The 26,009-nt window shown below is 73.7% G+C and carries 5 protein-coding genes; 1 reads left to right on the plus strand and 4 read right to left on the minus strand.

Annotated elements, in window-relative coordinates; all coding sequences use genetic code 11:
• Position 1: 1 nt before the first annotated feature.
• The 4 genes from ABIA35_RS14590 to ABIA35_RS14605 all read right to left on the minus strand — a co-directional run bounded on the left by ABIA35_RS14590 (position 2) and on the right by ABIA35_RS14605 (position 24,329).
• Positions 2 to 4,738, minus strand: a complete 4,737-nt coding sequence (locus tag ABIA35_RS14590; RefSeq protein ID WP_370358235.1) for an SDR family NAD(P)-dependent oxidoreductase — start codon at positions 4,736 to 4,738, stop codon at positions 2 to 4.
• A gap of 85 nt (positions 4,739 to 4,823) precedes the next feature.
• Complete coding sequence (locus ABIA35_RS14595; RefSeq protein WP_370358236.1) at positions 4,824 to 10,310, minus strand: SDR family NAD(P)-dependent oxidoreductase; 5,487 nt, start codon at positions 10,308 to 10,310, stop codon at positions 4,824 to 4,826.
• Between the two features lie 32 nt (positions 10,311 to 10,342).
• Entirely contained in the window at positions 10,343 to 15,760 is a 5,418-nt protein-coding gene (locus tag ABIA35_RS14600; protein WP_370358237.1) for a type I polyketide synthase, read from the minus strand.
• A gap of 16 nt (positions 15,761 to 15,776) precedes the next feature.
• Complete coding sequence (locus ABIA35_RS14605) at positions 15,777 to 24,329, minus strand: SDR family NAD(P)-dependent oxidoreductase (protein WP_370358238.1); 8,553 nt, start codon at positions 24,327 to 24,329, stop codon at positions 15,777 to 15,779.
• Positions 24,330 to 24,552: 223 nt separating this feature from the next.
• On the opposite strand from ABIA35_RS14605, the gene ABIA35_RS14610 reads away from it, so the two are divergent.
• Complete coding sequence (locus ABIA35_RS14610; protein ID WP_370358239.1) at positions 24,553 to 25,992, plus strand: condensation domain-containing protein; 1,440 nt, start codon at positions 24,553 to 24,555, stop codon at positions 25,990 to 25,992.
• Positions 25,993 to 26,009 lie beyond the last annotated feature (17 nt).

Below are 26,009 nucleotides of genomic sequence, written 5' to 3' on the forward strand. Positions count from 1 at the left end.
CTCATTCGGTTCCCGTACGGGCCCGGCGGCGGCGATGCCCCCGAGCCGAGGATGTGGCGATCAGGTCCCGCGCGGCGGCCTTGCCGCCGGCGGGGTCCAGCGCGGCGGAGAAGGCCGCGACGGTGGGGTGCTCGAACAGCAGGGCCGGCGCGATCGCCAGGCCCAGCTCCTTCTCGACGGCCAGCACCATGGCCATCCCGACCAGCGAGTTCCCCCCGAGGTCGAAGAACGGGTCGTGCACCCCCACGCGCTCGATGCCCAGGTACGCCTGCCAGATCTCGGCCACGGCGCCCTCGCGCGCGGTACGCGGCGCGACATACTCGGTCCGCAACTGCGGACGCGGGAAGCGCTCGGTCGCGGGCGCGACGGAACTGGCGTCCACGAGGGAGTCCAGGTCGACCATCGCGGCCCACTCCCGCCGCGAATCCTCCAGCCGCTGCCGGACGGCGACGACGCTGCCGGAACCGGCGTCGCTGCGCAGGATGCGGTCCAGGAGCGCGCAGCCGGCCTCGTCGCTGAAGCCGTATTGGCGGCGGTAGGCGGCGGCGCGCTCGGCGAGGCCGCTGGCCGGCGCGGCGGACTGCCAGGCGTCGTGGAGCCACGGGCCCCAGGCGACGGAGACCACCTTGGTGGAGGGCGCTTCGGCGGCCAGGGCGGCGGCGTAGGCGTCGAGGACGGAGTTGGCGGCGCAGTAGTCGCCCTCGCCGATCCCGCCGAAGACGGTGACCGCCGAGGAGTAGAGGACGAGGAGTTCGGGCCGCTCGGCCTCAGGCGTCGCCGAACCGACGAGCTCGGCCAGCGGACCCATCGCGAGGACCTTGGGCGCGAGGACCGTCTCGGCCTCGGCGACCGCGCGGCGCTGGGCCATGCCGCCGGCCGGAAGGCCTGCGGCGTGGATGACACCGGTGAGGGCGCCGAAGTGTTGGCGGGTCTCGGTGAGAGCGGCGCGCAGCGCATCAGGGACACCGGCGTCGGCGGCCAGGAGCAGGACCTCGGCGCCGGCGGCTTCGAGGGCTGCGATGCCCGGAGCGGTGGGGTCGGGGCGGCTGCGGCCGACGAGGGCGAGTTTGCGGACGCCGGCTGCCACGAGGTGGTTCGCGAGGGTGAGGCCGAGGCCTCGGGTGCCGCCGGTGATGAGGTAGGTGCCTTCGGGGCGCCAAGCAACCGTGGACTCAACCGACTCGTTGGAGACCGGCAGCTCGGCCCAATCCTGAACCCATCGGCGGCTGCGGCGGCGAGCGGCGAGCTCGGGTTCCGCATCCTGGATCAGGAGTTCCGCAGCCAGATCCGCTGTGCCCGGGGTGTCTGCGTCCAAGTCCACACCACGCCAGGTCAGGCCCTTGATTTCGTGGTGGACCACCCTTCCGAGCCCATGCACCGCCGCCTGATGCGGCGCGACCGCATCGCCGCCGTGCACATCCAGCGCGCCCCGGCTGACCGTCAGCAGGCGGACCGGCCGCGTGCCGGGCAGTGCCTGGACCGTCAGCAGCAGGCTGTCGAAGCCGAGCTCGATCGAGCGCCGCAGCCCTGCGTCGTCGGTGGCCGCCGCCAGGGTGCTCCAGGCGTGGACCACGTGCACCGGTCCGTCCTCCGGCAATCCGGTGAATGCCTCGCGGTAGTGCTCGGGCTTCGCGATGTCGATCGTCAGGCGGCGTCCTTCGCGCTTCAGCTCGGCGCCGGGGACCACCTCGACCACCCGCACGCCCGCCGCCTCGGCGAGGTCCGCAAGCCCTTCGTCGCCGGCGAAGACCACCAGCGGGCCGTCCAGCGGAAGTCCGCTCGGCGCCGCGCCGGTCACGTCACGCCGCCAGGCCGGCACGTAAGCCAGCTCCGCGGGCCGCGACCGCCTCGGCCGATCCGCAGGTGCATCAGGGTTCTGTTCCGGCCAGAAAGCCGTGCGCTGGAACGGATACGGCGGCAGGCTGACCGTCCGTCCGCCTTCGGGCCACGCCACCGGCAGGCCCTGCTCCCACAGCCGGGCGCGCGTCCCGGCCATGTCGAGCCGCACGTCCGGCGCGCCGGCGGCGCCGGTCCACGCGGCGGGAAGCGTCCCGACCACGGCTGCGCCGCCGGCCCCGGCGAGGTTCTGGCGCACCAGGCCGCCGAGGGTGTTCCCGGCGCCGAGTTCGACGAAGACGTCAACGCCCTGCTCGACGCAGTACTTCACGCTGTCGGCGAACCGGATCGGGCTCACCAGGTGGTCGCCCCAGTAGTCCCCCGACGCCGCCTGCTCGGTGGTCAGCGCGGTCCCGGTGGTGTTCGACACGATCGTGGTCGTCGGGACCGCGCGCGGCACCGACTCCAGCAGCGCGGCCAGCTTGTCGCGCACCGGGGCCAGCAGCGAGGAGTGGAACGCGTGCTCGCTCCGAAGCGGACGGCACGCCACCCCCGCCCCGCGCAGCGCCTCGGCGAGCACCTCGACCTGGTCCTCGGTCCCGCTGACGACCGTCATCGTCGGCCCGGTCAGCGCGGCCACGTCCACCCGCGCCCCGCTGGCGGCCAACGCCGCCCGCACGCGCGCCTCGTCGGCGGCCACCGCCAGCATCCGCCCGGCCCGCGCGGTCGCGATCAGGCGGGCCCGCTCGACCACCACGTGCAGCGCGTCTTCGAGAGTCAGAACACCGGCCAGGCACGCCGCGACGTACTCGCCGAGGCTGTACCCGACCAGCACGTCCGGCCGCACACCCCACTCCTGGAGCAGCCTCGCGAGCGCGTACTCGACGGTGAACAGGAAGGGGTGCGAGAGCTCGGCGTGCGCGAGCGGGTCGGGGTCCTCGGCTTCGGCGTCGGTGGCGCGGCCGAGCAGAGCAGCCAGGTCGTTGGACGCGGCGGCCGAGGAAGCCTCGGAGAACATCAGCGGGCGAAGATCGACCCCGCAGCGCTCTTTGGCGACGGCCAGGCACTCGTCGATGACGGCGGCATAAACGGGCTCTGATTCATAGAGCTCGCGGCCGAGACCCGCGTACTGGTCGCCGGTGCCGGGGAGCAGGAAGGCGACCTTGGGCCGGCGCTTCGCCTCGACGCCGGAGGTGAGCGCCGACAGCTGCCGGATGGCGTCCTCACGATCGAGCGCAACGACGCCGCTCCGGTAGTCGAGCCCGGCGCGGCCGTGCTGCAGAGTGTGCGCCACATCGGCCAGCTCCAGATCCGGCCGCTCAGCAAGGAACGCCGCCAGACCGCCGGCACGCTCCCGCAGGGCACCCGCGCTCGCCGCCGAAACCGGCAGCGTGAAGAAGCCCTGGGCAGCGCCCGGCACAAGCGCCGGCCCGCCGCCGGCACCGATGCCCTGCACAGTTGTGCGCGCCGGCAGCGAGGCCGCAGGTTGATCAGCCCCCTGACCGTCCGCCTCCCCCGCCGCCGGCGCCGTCTCCACCACCACGTGGGCGTTCGTCCCGGACCAGCCGAACGAACTCACCCCGGCCACCACCCGCCCCTCGGGCAGGGCCACGGCCGCGGCCAGCGGCCGCACCGTTCCGTCCCCCGGGATGGCGTCCGAGGGATCGTCCATGTTGCGGTTCGCGGGCGCGGTGCCGTTCTCCAGTACCAGCACCGTCTTGATCAGGCCGGCGACGCCCGCCGCCGACTGCGTGTGGCCGATGTTCGTCTTCACCGCGCCGACCAGCAGCGGGCGCTCGGTCGCGCGCGTGGTGGCGAACACGTCGTGCAGCGCCGACAGCTCGATCGCGTCGCCGAGCTTCGTGCCGGAGCCGTGCGCCTCCACGTAGGCGACCTCGCTCGGGTCGACGCCGGCCACCGCCTGCGCGCGCCGGATCACGTCCACCTGCGCGCCGCGGTTCGGGGCTGTCAGACCATTGCTACGCCCGTCCTGGTTCACCGCCGAGCCGCGCAGGACGGCGCGGATCCGGCGGCCGTTGGCCAGTGCCGAGGACAGCCGCTCCAGCACGACCAGGCCGCCGCCCTCGCCGAGCACATAGCCGTCGGCGGAGGCGTCGAACGTCTTGCAGCGTCCGTCGACCGCGAGCATCGAGGTCGCGCAGCCCTGCACGAAGGTGTCGGGCCGGATCACCAGATACGCACCGGCGGCGACCGCCATGTCGCACTCGCCGCGGCGCAGCGCCTCGCTGGCCAGATGCACGCCGACCAGGGAGGAGGAGCACGCCGTGTCGATGGTCAGCGTCGGGCCGCGCAGGTCGTACTGGTAGGCCAGCCGCCCGGCCGCGACCGAGGTCGAGACCCCTTGTCCGAACAGCGGATCGGCGGCGACCGCGGGGCCGGTCCGCTCCATCTCCAGCCGGCCGTACTGCACCGTGTCCATCAGCCCGACCATCACGCCGGTCCGGCTCCCGGCCAGGGCCGCCGGGGTGGTCCCGGCGTCCTCCAGCCCCTCCCACATCAGTTCCATCAGCAGGCGCTGCTGCGGGTCCATCCGGAACGCCTCCTGCGGAGACAGCCCGAAGAACCCGGCGTCGAAACCCGCGATGTCGTCCAGGAAGGCGCCCTGCTTGGTGTAGACGCCGCCGACGGTGCCGCGGTCGGGGTCGTAGTACTCCTCGATGTCCCAGCGCGCCTTCGGCACGTCCGAAACGGTGTCCCGGCCCTCGCTGAGCAGGGACCAGAAATCGTCGGGCGTGCGCACGCCGCCGGGGTACCGGCAGGCCATCCCGACCACGGCGATCGGCTCGTGCCGATCGCCGTCCGCCTCGGCCAGGCGGCGGCGCGCCTCGGCGAGGTCGACGGTGACGCGCTTGAGATAGGCGCGCAGTCTGTCCTCGGTCACGGTGCTGGGGCCTTTCGAGAATTTTGCAAGGAAGCCAGTGCGGGCAGGGAAGTCAGAGCGGGCAAGGGGATCCGGTCGGCGGCGTTCACAGCTGGCTGTCGATGAAGGCGAACAGCTCGTCGTCGGACGCCGCGTCCATCGCGATCTTGTCCGGGGCGGCCTCGGTCCCCTCGCCGCCGGAGCCGAGCCGGTTCAACGCGCTGTGCAGGATGGCGGTCATCTTGGCGCGCATCGCGTCGTCGCTGCCGGCCAGCGAGCGCTGCATCTCGTCCAGGGCCGCGCGCAGGGTGTCGTCGGGTGACGGCGCGGCCGGGGCGAGCTTGCCGTGCAGGAAGTCGGCCAGGGCGTTGACCGTCGGGTGGTCGAACGCGAGCGTGGCCGGCAGCCGGAGCCCGGTGGCGCCGCCGAGCCGGTTGCGCAGCTCGACGGCGGTCATCGAGTCGAAGCCGAGCTCGCTGAACGGCCGGTCCGGGTCCACGGCCTGCGGTCCCGGCACGGCCAGCACCGCCGCGACATGTGAGCGGGCCAGGTCGGCCAGGAACTGCCGCCCCTCCTCCGCGGCCATCCCGGCCAGCCGTGCGGTCAGGCCGCCGGCCGCCGCCGAGGGCCCGGCCGCGGCGGCCCGGCGACTCGCGGGCACCAGGGCCCGCAACACCGCGGGCAGGACGCCGTCGGTCTGGCTCGCGCGCAGCCCGGCGGCATTCCACACGGCGGCCACGGCCAGCGGATCGGCCGCGCTCAAGGCCGCGTCGAACAACTCAAGACCCTGATCACCGGTCAGCGGCGCGACCCCGGAGCGGGCCAGCCGGGCCAGCTCGGCCTCGGTCAGCTCGCCGGTCATGCCGGTCGCGGTGCCCCACAGGCCCCAGGCGACCGAGACCGCCGGGAGCGCGACGGCGCGGCGCTGCGCGGCCAGGGCGTCCAGGACCACGTTGGCCGCGGCGTAGCTCGCCTGGCCCGCGTTGCCCAGCACCCCGGCCAGCGAGGAGAACAGGACGAAGGCCTGAACCGGCAGCTCGGCGGTGAGCTCGTGCAGGTTCCACGCCGCGTCCACCTTCGGGCGGAAGACACGGTCCACGCCTTCGGCCTTCAGAGCCTCCAGCCGCGCGTCGTCCAGGACGCCGGCGGCGTGCACGACGCCGGTCAACGGCGCCTCGGCCGGGATCGCGGCCAGGACGGCGGCCAGCGCCTCGCGGTCGGCGGCATCGCAGGCCACGACATCGGCCTCGGCCCCGGCCGCCGCCAAGCGGTCGACCAGTTCCGCCGCGCCGGGGGCCGCCAGGCCGCGCCGCGAGGTGAGGATCAGGCGACGGACCCCGTGCCGGGACACCAGGTGCTCGGCGACCAGGGCGCCGAGGCCGCCGGTGCCGCCGGTGATCAGGACACTGCCAGTGCCGAAGGGCTGCTCGGCGGCGGGCTCGGAGGTCCGGGACGCCACTCTCGGCACCAGCAGCTCGCCGTTGCGGACGGCGATTTGCGGCTCGTCGGCGGCGATCGCGGCGGCGAGGAGGCCCCAGCCGGAGAAGCCCTGGGGGACGTCGGCCAGCACAAAGCGGCCGGGATGCTCGGACTGCGCGGCGCGGACAAGACCCCACACCGCACTGCCAGCGATGTCAGTGGCCTGCGGTCCGACAGCTTCGGAGGTGACGAGTACCAGGCGGGTGTCGGCGAAGAGTTCGGCCTCGCCGCGGTTCAGCCAGTCGCGCAGGATGTCGAGAACGTGCAGGGTGCGGGCCCGAGCGGCATCGGGAAGCGTTCGGCCGCCACCGGCGACCCGCACGGCCACGAAGTCCGGCGCCTCGGTCGCGCCGTCCAGCTCGGCCAGATCGTCCACCACGCGCCAGCCGAGGCTGTCGTCGGCGGTGACCGCCAGCGGCGTCCAGTCCATCCCGGACAGCGCCACCCGGTTCTCCGACCGGGACCGCAGCGCCTCGGCCGCGATCTTGCGCACCCGCAGCGACCTCACCGCGAACACCGGCCGGCCCTCGGGGTCCGCCGCGGCGATCTCGATGTCGTCGCCGGTCACCGTCAGGCGGACCCGCAGCGCGGACGCCCCGGCGGCGTACAGGCGCACGTCGCGGAAGATGAACGGGAGCATCAGCTCACTGAATCCCCCGGTCAGCGGCACCGGCTGCAAGGCGGAGTCCAGTACCGCCGGGTGGATGCCGAAGCCGGCGACGTCCAGCTCCTCGGGCGCGGCGATCTCGGCGAAGATCTCGTCGCCCTGGCGCCAGACCGCCGTCACACCGGCGAACGCGGGCCCGTATTCGTAACCCGCGGAGACGAGGTCGGTGTAGCGCTGCGCGACATCCATGCCCGAACCGGACGCGGACGGCGGCCACTGCGCGGCCCACGTCCAGCCGCCGGCTGCGGCGATGCCGGTCCCGACCGAGCCGGCCGCGCACCGCTCCCACTCCGAGCCGGACCGCACGTATATACCGACGCTGCGATGGCCGTCGGCGTCCGGAGCGCCCACCACCACCTGCAGATCCACGCCCCCCGATTCGGGCAGGATCAGCGGGTTCTCCAGCGCCAGCTCCTCCAGGTGGCCGCAGCCCGCCGCGGCGGCCGCTTCCAGGGCGAGCTCGACGAATCCGGCGCCCGGGAACAGCGCCGCGCCCTCGACCACGTGGTCGTTCAGCCACGGCGCCGCGGTGCGCGAAAGCCGACCGGTCAGCAGCAGGCCGCCGTCGGCCAGGGAGACCACCGAGGAGAACAGCGGGTGCGCGGAGGCGCTCATGCCGGCGCCGGACGCGGCCCGCTCCGTGCTCTCGATCCAGTACCGCTGGCGGTCGAAGGCGTACGTCGGAAGCTCGACCCGACGCCGCACCGGCCCCAGCAGATCGGTCCACGCCACCGGCGCGCCGAGCACGTAGGCCCCGGCGGCGGCGAGCAGGAAGCGCTGCCAGCCGCCTTCGTCGCGGCGCAGCGAACCGGTCGCCGCGCCGGCCGCGCCGGCGTCCTCCAGGATGTCGGCGATGTCGCCGACGAGGACCGGATGCGGGCTGGCCTCGACGAACAGCGGCGTCCCGAAGTCCTTGAAGGCCGCGACGGCGTCGCGGAAGCGGACCGGGTTGCTCAGGTTCTCGTACCAGTACGCGGCGTCCAGGCGCGCGGTGTCGATGAACTCGGCGTGCAGCGAGGAGCACATCGCGATGTCCGTGGACACCGGCGCGGTTCCGGCGAGCACCGTCAGGAGTTCGTCGTGCAGGGCCTCGACGTGCGGGGTGTGCGAGGCGTAGTCCACGCCGACGCGGCGGGTGCGGATGTTCTCGCCGCAGGACTCGACGAACTCGTCCAGCGCGTCCGGGTCGCCGGCGACCACGCCGCTGGCCGGGCCCGCGTACACGGCCAGCCACAGGCGGCCGTCGAACGGCTCCAGACGCTTGACGATCTCCTCCGGGGGCAGCGCGACGGCGAGCATCCCGCCGGTCCCGCTGAGCCGCAGCAGCGAACGGCTGCGCAGCGCGACGACCCGCGCCGCGTCCTCCAGCGACAGCGCGCCGGAGACGGCGGCGGCCGCGATCTCGCCCTGCGAGTGGCCGATGACGGCGGCCGGCTCGACGCCGATCGAGCGCCACAGCCCGGCCAGCGAGACCATCACGGCGAACAGCGCGGGCTGGATGACTTCGGTGCCGTCCAGCGTGGGGGCGCCCTCGGCGCCGCGCAGCACGTCCACCACCGACCAGCCGGTGTGCGGGGCCAGCGCGGTGTCGCAGCGCGTCATCCAGTCCTCGAAGACCGGGTTCGCGGCCATCAGCTCCACGGCCATGCCGGCCCACTGCGAGCCCTGGCCGGGGAAGGTGAAGACCGGGCGGACGTCGGCGGCTGCCGTGCCGACGGCGAGCGCCGGGTGCGGGGTACCGTCGGCGAGGGCGGTGAGGGCGGCGGTCAGTTCCTCGCGATCGGCGGCGACCACGACGGCGCGGTGTTCCAGGGTGGTGCGGCGGGCCAGGGCCGGGCCGGCGGCGGCCAGGTCGGCGGCGTCGGCGGCGCGGGAGAAGACTTCGAGGCGGCCGGCTTGGGCGCGCAGGGACTTCTCGGTGCGGGCTGACAGGACCCAGACATAAGGGTTCTGTTTTTCGGTGATTGCGGTTTCCGTCGCAGCGGTGGCCGCTGTCTCGATTCCGGCGTCCGCCTCGGCCGGTTCGGCGTCACCCGGCTGCGGGGCCTGCTCGATGATGACGTGTGCGTTGGTGCCGCTGATCCCGAAGCCGGACACCGCCGCGCGCACCGGCCGGTCCACCGCCGGCCAGGGCCGGGCCGCGTCCAGCAGCCGCACCGCGCCGCTGTCCCAGTCGATCTGCGAGGAGGGGTTCTCGGCGAACAGCGAGGGCGGCAGCTCGTTGTGCCGCATCGCCATGACCATCTTGATGATGCCGGCGACGCCCGCGGCGGCCTGGGTGTGGCCGAAGTTGGCCTTGGCCGAGCCGAGCAGCAGCGGCTCGCCCTCGCCGCGGTTCTGGCCGTAGGTGGCCAGCAGGGCCCGGGCCTCGATCGGGTCGCCGAGCGGGGTGCCGGTGCCGTGCGCCTCGACGACGTCGACGTCGCGGGCGTCCAGGCGGGCGTCGGCCAGCGCCTCCCAGATCAGCCGTTCCTGGGCCGGTCCGCTCGGAGCGGTCAGGCCGTTGCTGCGGCCGTCCTGGTTGACCGCCGAGCCGCGGATGACGGCCAGGACGGTGTGGCCGTTGCGCTCGGCGTCGGACAGCCGCTCCAGGATCAGGACGCCGACACCCTCGGCCCACGCAGCGCCCGTGGCGCCCTCGGCGAACGGCTTGCAGCGGCCGTCGGGGGCCAGCGCGCCCTGGCGGCTGAACTCGACGAAGGAGTCCGGCGTGGCCATCACGGTGGCGCCGCCGGCCAGCGCCATCGAGCACTCGCGGTTGCGCAGCGCCTGCGCGGCCAGGTGGACGGCGACCAGCGAGGAGGAGCAGGCGGTGTCCAGGCTGATGGCGGGGCCGTGCAGGCCGAGGGTGTAGGAGATGCGGCCGGCCAGCACGCTGGGCAGCGCGGAGGTGAACAGTGACGCTTCGACCTCCTGCGGCACCGCGCCGAGGAAGCGGGTGCAGTAGAAGTCGAACATGACCCCGGCGAACACACCGGTGCGCGAACCCCGCAGCGCCATCGGGTCGATGCCGGCCCGCTCGCAGGCCTCCCACACCGTCTCGAGCATCAGCCGCTGCTGCGGGTCGCTGGTCAGCGCGGCGCCGGGGCTCATGCCGAACAGGCCGGCGTCGAAGTCGGCGGCGTCGTACAGGAAGCCGCCGTTGCGGGTGTAGGACTTGCCGAAGGCGTCGCGGTCGGGATCGTAGAGCCCTTCGACGTCCCAGCCCCGGTCGGCCGGGAACTCGCCGATCGCGTGCCGGCCGGTGGACACCACGTCCCACAGGTCCTCGGGACCGGCGACCCCGCCGGGGTAGCGGCAGCCCATACCGATGATCGCGATCGGCTCGTGCCGCGCGCGCTCGGTGTCGGACAGCTGCTGCTCGGTCTCCGCGAGCCGCCGACGGGTGTCGGTGAGGTCGCGCGTGACCCGCTTCAGGTAGTTGCGGAGCTCTTCCTCTGTGGCCATGTGACCGGACCTTTCGAAGGGGCAGCGGATGCTTAGAGTTCGTTGTCGATGAAGGCGAAGATCTCTTCATCGCTGGCGTCGTTGATGCGCTGCTCGACACCGTCGGTGGCGGAACCGGCGACGAGGCGCGTCAACGTGGCGGCGACCAGCTCGGCGAGCGCCGGATCAGGGTCCGGCTGAGCGAGCAGCAGCGCCTCGATATCGGCGAGCGCGGTACGCAGTACGTGGTGCGGATCGGGCGCGGCCGGCGCGAGCTCGGTGAGCAGATGCGCGCCGACGGCGGCGACGGTGGGATGGTCGAAGGCCAGCGCCGGCGGCAGGCTCAGCCCGGTCTCGCCCTCAAGCCGGTTCCGCAGCTCGACGGCGGTGAGCGAGTCGAAGCCGAGCTCGACGAACGCCCGGTCGGGATCGACCGACGCCGGCCCGGCATAGCCCAGGACGGCGGCGACGTGCGAGCGAACCAGGTCGACGAGCGCCTGCGCGGCCTGCGCCTCGGGGAGCGCGGCGAGGCGGGTCCGCAGGTCGGTGGGCGAGGTGGCGGCGGCTGCGGCGGCTTTGCGACGCGCCGGGACCAGGGACTGGAGGATCGGGGGCAGGGTGCCGGAGTCGGCGCGGGCACGGAGGCCGGGGATGTTGAAGGCGGCGGCGATGAAATCAGCTGGCTGATGCTCGGTCGCGACCGATGGGCCAGCGCCGGTGCCAGCCCGGCTGAGGGCACCGCCGGAACCGGGGCCGGCGGCCAGGCTGAGCGCGGTGGCTGCGGCAAGCGCGGCGCCAGAATCGGAGCCGGTGGCCGAGCTGCCCGCGGCGGCCGCGGCGAGCGCGGCGTCGAACAGTGCGAGACCATCTGTGGTGCTGAGCGGCGCGAGACCGGCGCGGCTGAGGCGGTCCACATCCAGCGCGCCGGACATCCCGGTCCCGTTGTCCCACAAGCCCCAGGCGACCGAGATCGCCGGAAGGCCGTTGGCCCGCCGGTGCGTGGCGAGTGCGTCCAAGGCAGCGTTGGCGGCGGCGTAGTTGGCTTGGCCTGCGTTGCCGAGGACTCCCGCCAGCGAGGAGAACAGCACCAGCGGCGTCTGCGGCGCCAGCTCGTGCAGGTACCAGGCCGCGTCGAGTTTCGGGCGCAGCACCGCATCGATGCGGTCGGGGGTCATGGCCGCGAGCGTGGCGTCGTCGAGGACGCCCGCCGTGTGGACGATCGCTGCCAGGCGCGGGTACTCGGCCAGCAGGGCGGCCACGGCGTCGCGGTCGGCGACGTCGCACGCGGCGATGGTCACCGTCGCGCCGAGTTCGCGCAGTTCGGCGGCGCTCGGGGCGTCGGCGCCGCGGCGCGAGACGAGAATCAGCTCGCTGACACCGTGCTGCTCGACCAGGTGGCGGGCGACCAGGGCGCCGAGGCCGCCGGTGCCGCCGGTGATCAGGACCGGGCCGTCCACCGAGACCGTGGTCGCGGATCGGGTCTGCCGGACCAGGCGCGGGACCGAGACTCTGCCCTCGGTGATCCGCAGCTGCGGATCCTCGCATGCGGCGAGCAAGCCCCAGTCCGCGAAGCCCGCCGGCACATCGGCTACGACAAACCGGCCCGGATTCTCAGCCTGCGCCGCACGCACCAGTCCCCACACCGCGCCGCCGGCCAGCGAGCCGTCGAAGGCGCCGTGTGTCAGGAAGACCGCCCGACCGCCGGATTCCACAGCCTGGTGAAGACTCGCCAGCACCGAAGCCGTGGCCTCGCGAACAGCGGCCAGGGGCTCGGTGTCGGGCATCGGCAGGGCCAGAACCTCAGTAGCGGCGTCGAAATCGCCGCGAGCACTCGGCGTGGCGTCAATCCACTCCACGCCGTACGCCGTCGCCCCGGCGGCCATCGCGCTCGCCGGCGCCGCTCGGACCACCACGGCGTCGATCCCGAACACCGGCCGGCCCGCGGGATCGGCCACCGCGACCTCGACCTCGTCGCCGCGCACCGCGAGCCGTACCCGCAGCGCCGACGCTCCGGTGGCCGCCAAACGCGCGCCTCGGAACAGGAACGGCACGCGCGGCTCGGCCTCGTCGGCGGTCAGCAGCATCGGGTGGAACGCCGCGTCCAGCAGCGCTGGATGCAATCCGAAGCCGCTCAGGTCCAGGTCTTCGGGCGCCGCGACCTCGGCGAAAAGCTCGTTGTCGCCGCGCCACACCCGCACCGCGCCCCGGAACGCCGGTCCGTACTCGTACCCGAGGTCGGCCAGCCGGTCGTAGCCGCCCTCGGCGTCGATCTCCGACGCCCCGGACGGCGGCCAGGAGATCGCCCATTCACAGGACTCTGTCGAACTGGAAGCACCGGAGCCCAGCCGTCCGCTGGCCCGCCTGGTCCACACCTCGTCATCGGCATCGCGCGTGTAGACGCGCACGCCGCGCTCGGCGTCCACGGCGATCTGCACGAACAACGCCCCGGAAACTGGCAGCACGATCGGCGCCTCGAACACCAGCTCCTCGACGCGCTCACATCCCGCGCGCTCGGCGGCCACCAACACCGCGTCCAGCACCGCCGTGCCCGGCACCAGTTCGGTACCGGCCACCCGGTGGTCGGCCAGCCAGGGCAGGTCTGCGGCGGCCAGACGCCCGGTCAGCACCAGCGCGCCGTCGTCCCCGACCTCGACCGCCGCGCCGAGCAGCGGGTGTGTCAGGGCCCGCTGACCGACCGACTCCACGTCCGCCTCGCGCGGACGCGGCGGCAGCCAGTACCGAGTGCGGTCGAAGGCATAGAGCGGCAGGTCGAACTCCGGCACTCCGGCAACGGATCCGAGCAGGGCGGTCCACTGGACCCCGAGTCCCGCCACGCATCCCTGCGCCAGCGCGCCGACCAGCGCCTCGACCTCCGCGCGCTTCCGATGCTGCATGGCCACGACCGGCACCCCGGCCGCGCCGGGACACCCCTGCGCGAGCCCGGCCAGCACCGCGTCCGGCCCGACCTCCACCAGCACTCCGGCACCCTGCGCGACCAGGCCGTCCACGGTCCCTTCGAACCGCACGGTCTCGCGCACCTGCCGCGCCCAGTACTCCGGGTCGTCCCAGCCCGGCCCATCAGGACCCAGATTCGTCGCGTGCGCCACCCGGGGCGCGGTGAACTCGACCCGCGCCAACTCCTGCCGGAACGCGTCGAGCATCGGCGCCATCAGCGGCGAGTGGAACGCGTGGCTGACCGCCAGCCGCCGGGTCCGCCGCCCCGCCGCCGACCACTGCTCGGCCAGCCGCAGGCATGCCTTCTCCTCGCCGGACAGCACCACCGAGGCCGGACCGTTGACGGCGGCCACGGCCGCCTCGTCCTCCAGCCCCGCCAGCGTCGGCGCCACCTCGTCGTACGAAGCCTCCACGGCGACCATGGCGCCGGGCGCATCAAGGCCCTGCATCAGGGCGGCGCGCAGCACGACCAGCCGCGCGGCATCCGCCAACGAGAACACCCCGGCCACATAGGCCGCGGCGAACTCCCCGATCGAGTGCCCGGCCACGAAATCCGGTGTGACGCCGAAAGACTCCAGCAGCCGGAAGGCGGCGACCTCGTAGGCGAACAAGGCCGGCTGCGTGTACCGCGTCTGGTCGATCAGCGCGGCGTCGGGGCTGTCCGGGGCGGCGAAGACGACGTCCTTCAGCGGACGATCGAGGTGCGGGTCCAGAGCGTCGCAGACCTCGTCGAAGGCCGTGGCGAACGCCGGGAGCGCCGCGTAGAGCTCGCGTCCCATCCCGGCGCGCTGCCCGCCCTGGCCGGTGAACAGAAACGCCGCCGGAGCGTGGTCCGGTGCGATCCCGGTGACCACATCCCGGTTCGGCCGTCCCGCCACGTGGTCGTCGAGCGCGGCCAGCAGCGCGTCGCGGTCGTCGCCGAGCACCACGGTCCGGTGCGGGAACAGCGTGCGGGTCGACACCAGGGCTCGCGCGACGTCGCCCGCGTCGTGCGGTTCCGCTTCGAAAGAACGCAGCCGCTCGGTCTGCGCACGCAAAGCGCCGGAGCTTCGAGCGCTGATGACCCATGCCAGCGGACGCGTGTGTCCCGGCACCGGCCCCGCACCACCCGAATGCTCAGCCGCATCCGGTGCCTCCTCCAGCACCACATGCGCGTTCGTCCCGCTCAGCCCGAACGCCGAGACCGCGCACCGGCGGGGGCCGCCCCGCCGCGTCCACTCCTGCTCGGCGGTGACCAGGCTGAGCGCCTCCGACTCCCAGTCCACATGCGGGCTGAGCACGTCGGCGTGCAGCGTCGGCGGCAGCACCCCGTGCCGCATCGCCATCACCATCTTCAGGATCCCGGCGAGCCCGGCGGCGGCCTGGGTGTGCCCGAAGACGGACTTCGAGGCGCCCAACCACAACGGATCGTCAGTCCTGCGTCCGCGGCCGTACGTCGCGGCCAACGCCCTGGCTTCGATCGGGTCGCCCAGCGGCGTGCCCGTGCCGTGCGCCTCGACGGCGTCCACGTCGGCGGTGTCCAGTCCGGCGTCGGCCAGGGCCGCCAGGATGACCCGCTCCTGCGCGGGGCCGTTCGGCGCGGTCATCCCGTTGCTGCGGCCGTCCTGGTTGACCGCGCTCCCCCGGACCACCGCCAGGATCCGGCGGTTGTTGCGCTGCGCGTCCGAGAGCCGTTCCAGCAGCAGCACGCCGACGCCCTCGGACCACGCGGCGCCGGCGGCGTCGGCGGAGAACGGCCGACATCGGCCGTCCGCGGACAGCGCGCGCTGCCGGCAGAACTCGATGAACGAATCAGTGGTCGACATCACCGTCGAGCCGCCGGCCAGCGCCAGAGAACACTCGCCGGCACGCAGTGCCCGCATCGCCAGATGCAGCGCCACCAGCGAGGAGGAGCACGCCGTGTCCAGCGTCAGCGCGGGACCCTCCAGCCCGAAGGTGTAGGAGAGCCGGCCTGCCAGCACGCTCGGCGCGTTCGCCAGCAGGAACGCGCCCTCCAACTCGGCGGGGTGGGCGTTGATGTAGCGCATCGCGTAGTCGTTGTGCATGGTCCCGGCGAAGACGCCGGTCTTGCTGCCCCGCAAGGAGTCCGGCACGATCGCGGCGCGCTCGAAGGACTCCCAGGCCGTCTCCAGGAACAGCCGGTGCTGCGGGTCGGTGGCCAGCGCGCTGCGCGGGTTCATGCCGAAGAACTCGGCGTCGAAGTCCGCGGCGTCGTGCAGGAAGCCGCCGTGCCGGGTGTAAGTGCGGCCCGGGGCGTCGGGGTCGGGGTCGTAGAGCCCGTCGGTGTCCCAGCCTCGGTTCGTCGGGAAGCCGGTGATCGTGTCAGTGCCCGAACGCACCGTCTCCCACAGCCCCTCCAGGGTGCTCACCCCGCCGGGGAAGCGGCAGCCCGCGCCGATGATCGCGATCGGTTCGCGGCGGGCGTTCTCGGACTCCTCCAGCCGCCGCCGGGCCTCGGTGAGGTCGACGGTGACGCGCTTGAGGTAGTCGCGGAGCTTGTCCTCGGTCGTCGCCATGCGCGTGCCCCTTCCGTCAGACCCTGGGCGGTTCGGAGAACTGCCGGTCGATGTACGCGAAGATCTCCTCGTCGGTGGCCTCGGCGGCCGGGTCCAGGACGGCGTCGGCCGAGGCCGGCGCGGCGGCCTGCTCGCCGCCGGCCGAGCCGGAGCCAGGGCCAGCGCCGAAGCCAGAGCCGGAGCCGGTCGCCGGACCCAGCCGGTCCAGGCCGCTGCGCAGCAGGGCGACGAGCTTGGTGCGGGTGGACTCGTCGGTGTCCGGCAGCGCGGCCTGCATCTGTTCCAGCGCCTCGCGCAGCGCGTCCTCCGGCGAGGCCTGGGCCGGGGCGAGTTCGGTGTGCAGGAACGCGGCCAGCGCGGCGACCGTCGGATGGTCGAAGGCCATGGACGCCGGCATCCGCAGGCCGGTCTCGGCGTCGACCCGGTTGCGCAGCTCGACGGCGGTCAGCGAGTCGAAGCCGAGTTCGGTGAAGGCGCGGTCGGCGTCCACGGCGTCGGCGGAGGCGTGGCCGAGGACGGCGGCGGCGTGCGCCCGGACCAGGCCGGCCAGCAGTTTGACGCCGTCGGCCTGGGAGAGGCCGGCCAGGCGGGACGTCAACGTGTTCTGCGATCCGTTGACGGCACCTGCCGGAGCCGAGGCGGTGGCCGCTGTCCGGTTGGCTGCGGCGGCGTTCGGAGTCGACGCACGGCGAGCGGTGGTGCGGACCAGGCCCTCGAAGACCTCGGGGATCGCACCGCCGCCGTCGACGCGGGCCCGCAACGCTGCCAGGTCCCAACGGGCCGCGACGGTCAGCGGCGTATCGGATCGCAGGGCTCGGTCGAAGAACTCGAGACCTTCGCCGGTGGGCAGCGGAGCGACGCCGGTCCGGGCCAGGCGAGCCAGGTCGGCGTCGGTCAGCGCGCCGGTCATGCCGGTGTGGTCGGCCCACAGGCCCCAGACGATGGACACCGCCGGACGGCCTTCGCGGTGGCGGGTGGCGGCGAGGGTGTCGAGGAAGGCGTTGGCGGCGGCGTAGTTGGCCTGCCCGGCGGTGCCGATGGTGCCGGCGACCGAGGAGAAGAGCACGAACAGCGCGTTCGGAGCGGTCTTCTCGGTGAGCTCGTGCAGGTGCCAGGCGCCGTCGGCCTTGGCGGCCAGCGCCTCGTCGAGGTGGGCCGTGGAGAGTGCGGCAACCGGGGCGTCGTCCAGGACGCCAGCGGTGTGCACGACACAGGCCAGTGGCTGGTCGGCGGGGATCGCATCCAGCAGCGCGGCTACGGCGTGCCGGGAGGAGACATCGCAGGCTGCGATGGTCACCGACGCACCGAGGGCGGACAGCTCGGATTCCAGCTCGGCGGCGCCCGGGGCGTTGGCACCGCGCCGCGAGGCGAGGAGCAGGTGCCGCACGCCATGCGACTCGACCAGGCGGCGAGCCACGAGGGCGCCGAGGCCGCCGGTGCCGCCGGTGATGAGGACGGTGCCGGTGGTGAGGTCGGTGCCGGTAGTGAGGTCGATCGCTGCTTCAGAGGGCTCGGTGCGAACCAGGCGCGGGGTGCTCACCACGCCATCACGGACCTTCAGCTGCGTGCGGCCGGTAGCCAGAGCCGCGAGGACCAGTTTCCAGGTCTGCTCATCGGTATCGGCGACATCCACGATCGCGAAGCGCCCGGGGTGCTCGGCCTGCGCCGACCGCACCAGGCCCCACAATGGCGCGGCGGCCAGACCGTCGTCGGTCCCGTCAAGGGCGCCCGAGGTCGTGAAGACCAGCCGGCTGGCGGAGAACCGTTCGTCGGCGACCCAGCCCTGGATCAGGTCCAGGACCTGGTACAGCCCCTCGTGCACCGAGTACGGGAGATCGAAGGGATCCACGTCCGGCCGATAGGACACGAACACCGTCGCAGGGACCTGACCCGCCGTCATGTCCGGCAGCGAGGGCAGGTCGTAGCTGAGCGTCGCCTCGGCGCCGAGCCCGCCCAGCACGGCACGCAGCTCGTCGGCGGCGGCGTCGGTGCCGACGACCGCGACCCGCTCCCCTGCCGGCTCGAACTCCGACACCGTCAGCTCGTTCCACGCCAAGGCGTACGAGGCCGGGCCGCTCGCGGTCCGGCGGCGCGGCACCCGGCGCAGCGTCAGCTCGTCGACGCCGAGCACCGGCTGTCCGGCGCCGTCGAAGGCGACCAGCGAGTACCGGTCGGAGCCCCGCTCGGCGACCCGGACGCTCAGCGCCTCGGCGCCTCGCGCCGCGACCCGCACCCCGGCGAACGCGAACGGCAGCACCAGCATGTCGTCGTCGCCGACGCTGTCGCGGACCAGCGGATGCAGGACCGCGTCGAGCAGCGCCGGATGCACCATGAACCGTCCGGCATCGGCGCGGACCGCTTCGGGGAGCGCGACGTCGATGAAGCGCGTGCCCTCGGCCGCGACCGCCCGCAGCAGGCCCTGGAATGAGGGTCCGTATTCGTAGCCACGGTCGAGGAGCCAGTCGTAGATGCCTTCGAGATCGGTCCCGGCAATCTCGGCAGCGTCGGCGGCCGACTCCTCCCAGGACGCGGCGAGCGGCTCGGCATCGGCGAGCAGCATGGCCGTGGCGTTGCGCGTCCACTCATCCTCCTCTCCGGCACTCCGGGTGTAGACACCGAGGGTCCGGCGGCCGCGTTCGTCGGCCTCGCCGACCGTCAGCTGAATGTCCACCGCCTCGCCGCCGCTGAGCACCACCGGCGCCTGAAGCATCAGCTCGTCGATCCCGCCGCTGCCCACCGCACTGGCAGCCTGAAGCGCCAGTTCCACGAAGGCCGTGCCGGGAAGCAGGACGTTGCCGTCCACGGCGTGGTCGGCGAGCCACGGCGTCGCGGCCGTCGAGAGCCGGCCGGCCAGCACCAGTCCGTCGCCCTCGGCCAGGCGCACCGTGGCGTCGATGAGCGGGTGCCCGGCCTCCGCTCGGGCCGGCGAGCCGTCGACCCAGAAACGCTGATGTTCAAAGGGATACGTCGGCAGCACGACCAGGTGCGACACCGTCCCGAGCACCGCGCGCCAGTCCACCGGCGCGCCCGCGACGTAGGCCTGCGCGGCCGCCAGCAGGAACCGCCGCGGACCGCCGTCGTCGCGGCGCAGCGTCCCGAACGCGTCCCCGGCCATCCCGGCCGCGCGCAGGGTGTCCTGCACGTTGCCGATCAGCACCGGATGCGGGCTGGACTCGACGAACAGCGGCGTGCCGTCCCAGTCGCCGAACTGCCGGATCGCCTGCTCGAACTGGACCGGGTTGCGCAGGCCGAGGTACCAGTACTCGGCGGTCAGCGCCTCGGCGGTCACGAACCGGCCCTCGGCCGAGGAGCAGAACGCGATGTCTGTCGCGTGCGATTCGACCCCGGTCAGCGCGGCGAGCAGGTCCTCGCGCAGCGCCTCGATGTGCGGGGTGTGCGCGGCGTAGTCGATCGCCACGCGCCGCGCCCGCACGTCGGATCCGAGCGCGGCGGCGAACTCCTCGCACGCGTCCGGGTCTCCACCGACCACGGTGCTGGCGGGCCCGCTGAGGATCGCGACCCACAGCCGGTCGTGCCACGGTTCCACCAACTCCCGCACCCGATCGGCGGGAAGCGGGACGGACAGCAGCGCGCCGGTCCCGGTCAGCTTCATCAGGGCCTTGCTGCGCATCGCCACGATCCGCGCGGCGTCGGGCAGGTCGAGCGCGCCGGCCACGCAGGCGGCCGTGATCTCGCCCTGGGAGTGGCCGATGACGGCTGCGGGCTCGACGCCGGCCGAGCGCCACAGCGCGGCCAAGGAGACCATGACCGCGAACAGCGCCGGCTGGATGACATCGGAGCCTTCGAGCGCAGGCGCCCCGTCCCGGCCCGCCAGGACGTCGGCGACCGACCATCCGGTGTAGGGGGCCAGGGCGGTATCGCAGCGCTCGAAGGCGGCTCGGAAGCCGGCGTGCCAGGCCGACAGTTCCCGGGCCATTCCGGCCCACTGCGAACCCTGGCCGGGGAACACGAACACCGGCCGGACGTCGGCGGACGCCGTGCCCTGGACGGCTGCCGGATGCGGGCGGCCCTCGGCGAGGGCGTCCAGCGCGGCGAGCAGTTCCTCGCGGTCCTGCGCGACGACCACCGCTCGCTGTTCCATCGCGGTGCGCAGGGCCAGCGTCGGGCCGGCCGCGACGAGGTCGGCGTCGGAGGCATCGGTGGCGAAGGCGTGCAGCCGTGTGGACTGCGTACGAAGCGCGGAGGCAGTGCGCGCGGAGAAGACCCATACGAGCGGTGCCGCAGCCGCGACGTCCGACTCGGGCGCGGGCTCGGCTTCGGGCTCAGGCTCGGGCTCGACCAGCTGCGGCGCGCGCTCGATGATCACATGCGCGTTGGTGCCGCTGATCCCGAACGAGGACACCCCGGCTCGCGCCATCCGCCGCACGGGCAGCTCGACCGGCTCGGTCAGCAGCCTGACGGTCCCCGAACTCCAGTCCACATGCGTGGTCGGCTGATCGGCGTGCAGCGTGCGCGGCAGCACTCCGTGCCGCAGCGCCTCGATCATCTTGATGACGCCCGCGGTTCCGGCGGCGGCCTGGGTGTGGCCGATGTTGGTCTTCACCGAACCCAGCCACAGCGGACGGTCGGCGGGCCGGTCGCCGCCGTACGCGGCGAGCAGCGCCTCGGCCTCGATCGGATCGCCGAGGCGGGTCCCGGTCCCGTGCGCCTCGACGGCGTCCACGTCGGTGGCGGCCAGTCCGGCATCGGCGAGCGCGGCGCGGATCACCCGCTCCTGCGCCGGACCGCTCGGGGCGGTGAGTCCGTTGCTGCGGCCGTCCTGGTTCACCGCCGAGCCGCGCAGCACCGCGAGCACCGGGTGCCCGGCGCGCCGCGCGTCCGACAGCCGCTCCAGCAGCAGCACGCCGGCGCCCTCGGCCCAGCCGGTGCCGTCCGCGTCGGCGGAGAACGCCTTGCAGCGGCCGTCCTGCGCCAGTCCGCCCTGGCGGCTGAACTCGACGAACATCCCGGCGGTGGCCATCACGGTGACGCCGCCGGCCAGGGCCATGTCGCACTCGCCCCGGCGCAGCGCCTGCGCGGCCAGGTGCATCGCGACCAGCGCGGAGGAGCAGGCCGTGTCGATGGTCAGCGCCGGTCCGTTGAGCCCGAGGCTGTAGGCGATCCGGCCGGACACCACGCTCAGCGCGCTGCCGGTCAGCAGGTGTCCGTCGGTGCCGGCGCTGGGCTGGTGCAGACGGGGTCCGTAGTCCGGGGCCATCGCGCCGACGAAGACGCCGGTCCGGCTGCCGCGCAGCGTGTCGGCGTCCAGTCCGGCGCGCTCGGCCGCCTCCCAGCAGACCTCGAGCATGAGGCGCTGCTGCGGGTCCATGGCCGCGGCCTCGCGCGGGCTGATGCCGAAGAACGCGGCGTCGAACTTGTCCGCGTCGCGCAGGAAGCCGCCGCGGCGGGTGGAGCTGGTCCCGGACGCCTCGCCGCCCTCGGCGAACAAGGCCTCGAAGTCCCAGCCGCGGTCGGCCGGGAAGTCGGACACCGCTTCGCCGCCGGCGAGGACCAGGTCCCACAGGTCCTCCGGCGAAGCGATGCCGCCGGGGTAGCGGCAGCCCATGCCGACGATGACCACCGGATCGGAGTCCTCGGCGGCGCTGCGGACACCGGCATCCGAACGCTCATCAGTGCCCTGTGAAAGAGTCCACATCCGGTCCGCGAGCTGGTCCGGGCTCGGATAGTCGAACAGCACGCCGGTCGGCAGGGCCAGTCCGGTCGCGGCCCGCAGCCGGTTGCGCAGCCGTACCGAGGCCGCGGAGTCCACGCCGAGCTCCTTGAACCGCCAGTCGGACCGGACAGCGGATGCGTCGCTGTGGCCGAGGACGTCCGCCGTCGTCGCGACGACGAGGTTTCGCAGGGCTCGACGATCCGCGAAGCCGCCCGAGGCCCGGTCGGAGGCCTCGGCGGCCGGGGTTACCGTGCGCGGTGCGGCGGATTTCGGAGCCGTGGCGCTCTCCGCGATCCAGTACCGCTTGCGCTGGAAGGCGTACGTCGGCAGCTCGGCGAGCTGGTTCGGCCACACGTCCAACGCGCCGGTCCAGTCCACCGGGGCCCCGGCGACATACGCCTCGGCCAGCGCCTGGCGGAACCGGTCGGGCCCGCCGACATTGCGCTGCACCGTCCCGACGACGGCGGCGGTCCGCTCGGCGGCCTCGACCGTCTCCTCCAGCGCGCCGGTCAGCACCGGATGCGCGCTGCACTCGACGAACAGCGCCACGCCCTCGTCGAGCGCGTGCCGTGCGGCGTCGGCGAAGCGCACGGTCATCCGCAGGTTGCGGTACCAGTACTCGGCGTCGAGCTCGGCGGTGTCGATCGGCGCGCCGGTGACGCAGGACACGAACTCGGTGACGCAGGAGCTCGGGCTGACCGGGGCCAGCGCCTCCAGCAACTCCTCGCGGATCGCCTCGACGGCTTCGGAATGCGAGGCGTAGTCGACCGGGACCAGCTTCGCGCGGTGCCCGGCGTCCTCGAACTCGGCCTGCAGCGCCTCCAGCACGCCGACCGGTCCGGACACGACAACGGAGCGCGGACCGTTGACCGCCGCGATGGTGGCCTCAGGTCCCAGGCCGGCCCGCACGACGTCCAGCGGCGCGGCGACGGACAGCATCCCGCCGGCCCCGGCCAGCCGGATGATCGCCTTGCTGCGCAAAGCGACAACGCGCGCGCCGTCGGCCAGCGACAGCGCACCGACGACCGTGGCCGCGGCGATCTCGCCCTGCGAGTGGCCGATCACGACGTCGGGCTGCACGCCGCGCGAGCGCCATAGCTCGGCCAGCGCTACCATCACGGCCCACAGCGCGGGCTGGACGACGTCGACCCGGTCGAGGCCAGGTGCGTCGGCCGCGCCGCGCAGCACGTCGGTGAGGCTGTAGTCCACGAAGGGCGCCAGGGCGGCGTCGCATTCGGCGATCCGCGCAGCGAACACCGGCTCGGCGTCGAGCAGGGCGACGGCCATGCCGATCCACTGCGAGCCCTGGCCGGGAAAGACGAACGCGTGCTTGCCCCGGACGGCGGTGCCCAGGGTGACCGAGGCGTCGGGCATGCCGTCGGCCAGCGAGGTCAGGGCCTTGATGCGCTCGTCGCGAGCGGCGGTGCCTGCGGCGTCGACGACTGCGCGGTATTCGAAGCGGCTGCGGGTCCGCAGCAGCGCCAGCGCCGGGTCGGGACCGTCGGACCCGTCACCGACGGCCGAGGCGAGGGTCGCGGCCTGGGCGCGCAGAGCCTCCGGCGACCGCGCGGAGAGCACCCACGGCAGGCCATCAGGATCCTGGATCGGCGACGCCGTCTCGTCCGGGGCCGCGCCGAGCACCAGGTGGCAGTTCGTACCACCCATGCCGACGGAGCTGACGCCGGCCAGCGCCACCCCATCGGGCGCCGGCCACGGCGTCGTCTCCCGCACCACCTGGAGCCGCAGCTCCTCCAGCGGGATGTCAGGGTTCGGAGTCTGGAAGTGCAGGCTGGCCGGCAGCTCGCGGTGGTGCAGGCTGAGTACCACCTTGACCAGGCCGGCGATGCCCGCGGCGCCTTCCAGATGCCCGATGTTGGTCTTCACCGAGCCGACCAGCAACGGCCGGTCCGCGGGGCGGTGCGCGCCGCCGAGCGCAGCACCGAGCGCGGCGGCCTCGACCGGGTCGCCGACCCGGGTGCCGGTGCCGTGCAGTTCGACGTACTGCACGTCGCCCGGCTGCACCCCGGCCTCGCGGCACGCGGCCTGCACCACTTCGCGCTGGGCCTCGGCGCGCGGCACGGTCAGCCCGTCGCCGCCGCCGTCGTTGTTGACGGCGCCGCCCAGGATCACGGCCAGCACCGGGTCGCCGTCGCGGCGGGCGGCGGCCAGCGGCTTGAGGACCACCACGGCCCCGCCCTCGCCGCGGACGTAGCCGTCGGCGGCGGCGTCGAAGACCCGACATCGGCCGGTCGGCGACAGCGCGCCGAACCCGGCGATCGCGGCCGTGGTCTCGGCCAGCAGGTTCAGGTTCACGCCGCCGGCCAGCGCCACCGTCGACTCGCCGGTGGCAAGGCTCTGACACGCCTGGCGCACCGCGAGCAGCGAGGAGGACTGGCCGGCGTCCAGCGTCAGGCTCGGGCCGCGCAGCTGGAGCGCGTAGGAGACGCGGTTGGCGATCATCGCGCGATGCGCGCCGGTGTAGGTGTGGGCGCTCTGCGCGGCGGGATCGGTGCGGCCGGCCAGGACGGCGTAGTCGGAGCCGATCGCGCCGAGGAACACGCCGACCGGGGTGCCGGCCAGCTCGCCGGGCACCAGCCGGGCGTGCTCCAGCGCCTCCCAGGCGAGTTCCAGCGGCAGCCGCTGCTGCGGGTCCATGGCCGCGGCCTCGTGCGGGGAGATGCCGAAGAAGGCGGCGTCGAAGCGGTCCACGCCCTCGACGAAGCCGCCGAAGCGGAAGTCGGGCAGCACCGCGCTCGGCCAGCGCTCCTCGGGAGCCTCGAGCACCGCGTCGCCGCCGGCGCGCAGCAGCCGCCACAGCGCGGCCGGTCCGTCCGCGCCGGGCAGCCGGCACGCCAGGCCGATCACGGCGACCGGTTCCACAACCACATCTGCCATGCCCACGCCACCTTGGGGGAGGAATCGCGATTCGCCCTCCCGGAAAGGCCGAGGAATGGCCGCGGCACAATCGCCGGTCCGGGAGTTCCGAGAACGAGGATCAATTGGCGAGGCGTTCGCAGTCAACGAATACCGGCCCCGCGGCGATGGCAACTAACGGCCGCCGCATTGTGCCATCGTCATCACCTTGCGATCGTCGTCCGGCCTTGGGGCAATGGGCCCTATGCCGAACACCGTCGCGCCCACGCCGCTCAGCCACGGCCAGCTCTACAGCTGGCGCGAGGTGGAGTCCTACCCGCCGCCGTGGCGGGCCGAGGCGAACCTGTCGGCGACCTGGGACCTGCGAGGCCTGACCCCCGAGCGGCTGGCGGCGGCGCTGCGCCGGCTGATCGAGCTGCACGAGCCGTTGCGCACCAGCTACTCGGTCGACGGCGACGGCGTCCCGGCGCAGCACGTGCATCCGGTGGAGGGCGGTGGCGGCGGCGATGGTGGCGGTGACGTCCACGACGGCGGCGGTGGCGGCGATGGCGGTGGCCTCTGCGGCTTGGATCCCGCCACCGGGCTGCCGCGCGCGATCGAGACCGCCGACCGGCAGATCACCGACTTCGCCGACCCGATCCGCACCACCGAGACCCTGGCGGCGCAAGCGATCCCGATGATCGGCGGCCCCTGCTGGCGCGGCTCGCTGGTGACCACCGACGGCGCGCCGATGTTCGTCTCGCTGGCGTTCTCGCACCTGATCCTGGACGTCTGGTCGATGATCGAGCTGGAGCGCCGCTTCCGGATCTTGGCCGAGGACCCCGGGGCCGATCTCGACGCCGGGGCCTCGCAGCGGGATCTATCGACGGCTCAGTATGCTGAGAAGTGGCAGACAAGGCAGGCGTCCGCGGAGAAGTACTGGCGCGGCGTGCTCGCCGAGGCGCCGGCCGGGTTCCGACAGGCCCTGCCGACGCTGGGCACCGGCCAGACCAAGCCGCGCGTACAGGCCGTCCTGCACTCCCACCGGCTGACGGCCTTGGCCGCCGAGGCTGCGCGCCAGCACGCGGTCACGGTGCCGGCCGTGCTGCTCGCGATGGTCACCGCGGCCCTCGCGGAACACCTCGGCACCGAGGGCACGGTCATCAGCCTGATGTCGAACAACCGCTTCGCACCGGACCACCGCCACGTGGTCGGCACGCTGAACCAGCTCATCCCGATCGCCCTGCCGGTGGACCGCGCCGGAACGCTGGCCGAGCACGTGAAGCGAACGCACTGGGCCGGCGCGAAGGCCTACCGGTACTCCTGCTACGACGTGGACCGGATCGCCGCGCAGACCGAGGGATCTGCCGACGGCTGGTACAACCGCCTGTTCCCGGCCTGGTTCAACTACCTGCCGTTCGACGACCGGGTCGCCGATCCGGCTGAGCACGCCCCGGCCGAACTCGTCTGGACGGAGAAGCCGCGGGAGTACGGGCAGCCGTTCGACGTGCGGGTCACGGCTCAGGACGGCCGGACCAGCGTCCAGCTGCGCACCGATCCGGACGTCGTGGACGCCGAGGCGCTGGCCGGGATGCTGCGCACGGTCGCGTTCGGCGTCCAGCGTGCGGTGGCGGCGCCGGAGAGCGGGCTCAAGGAGCTATGGACGCCCGCTGAGCCCGATCCGGCGCTGTTCCCTGGTGATTAGAGGCGCTGGGGGCTGGG

Origin of the sequence: Catenulispora sp. MAP12-49 (assembly GCF_041262705.1) — a bacterium.
Classification (GTDB): Bacteria; Actinomycetota; Actinomycetes; order Streptomycetales; family Catenulisporaceae; genus Catenulispora.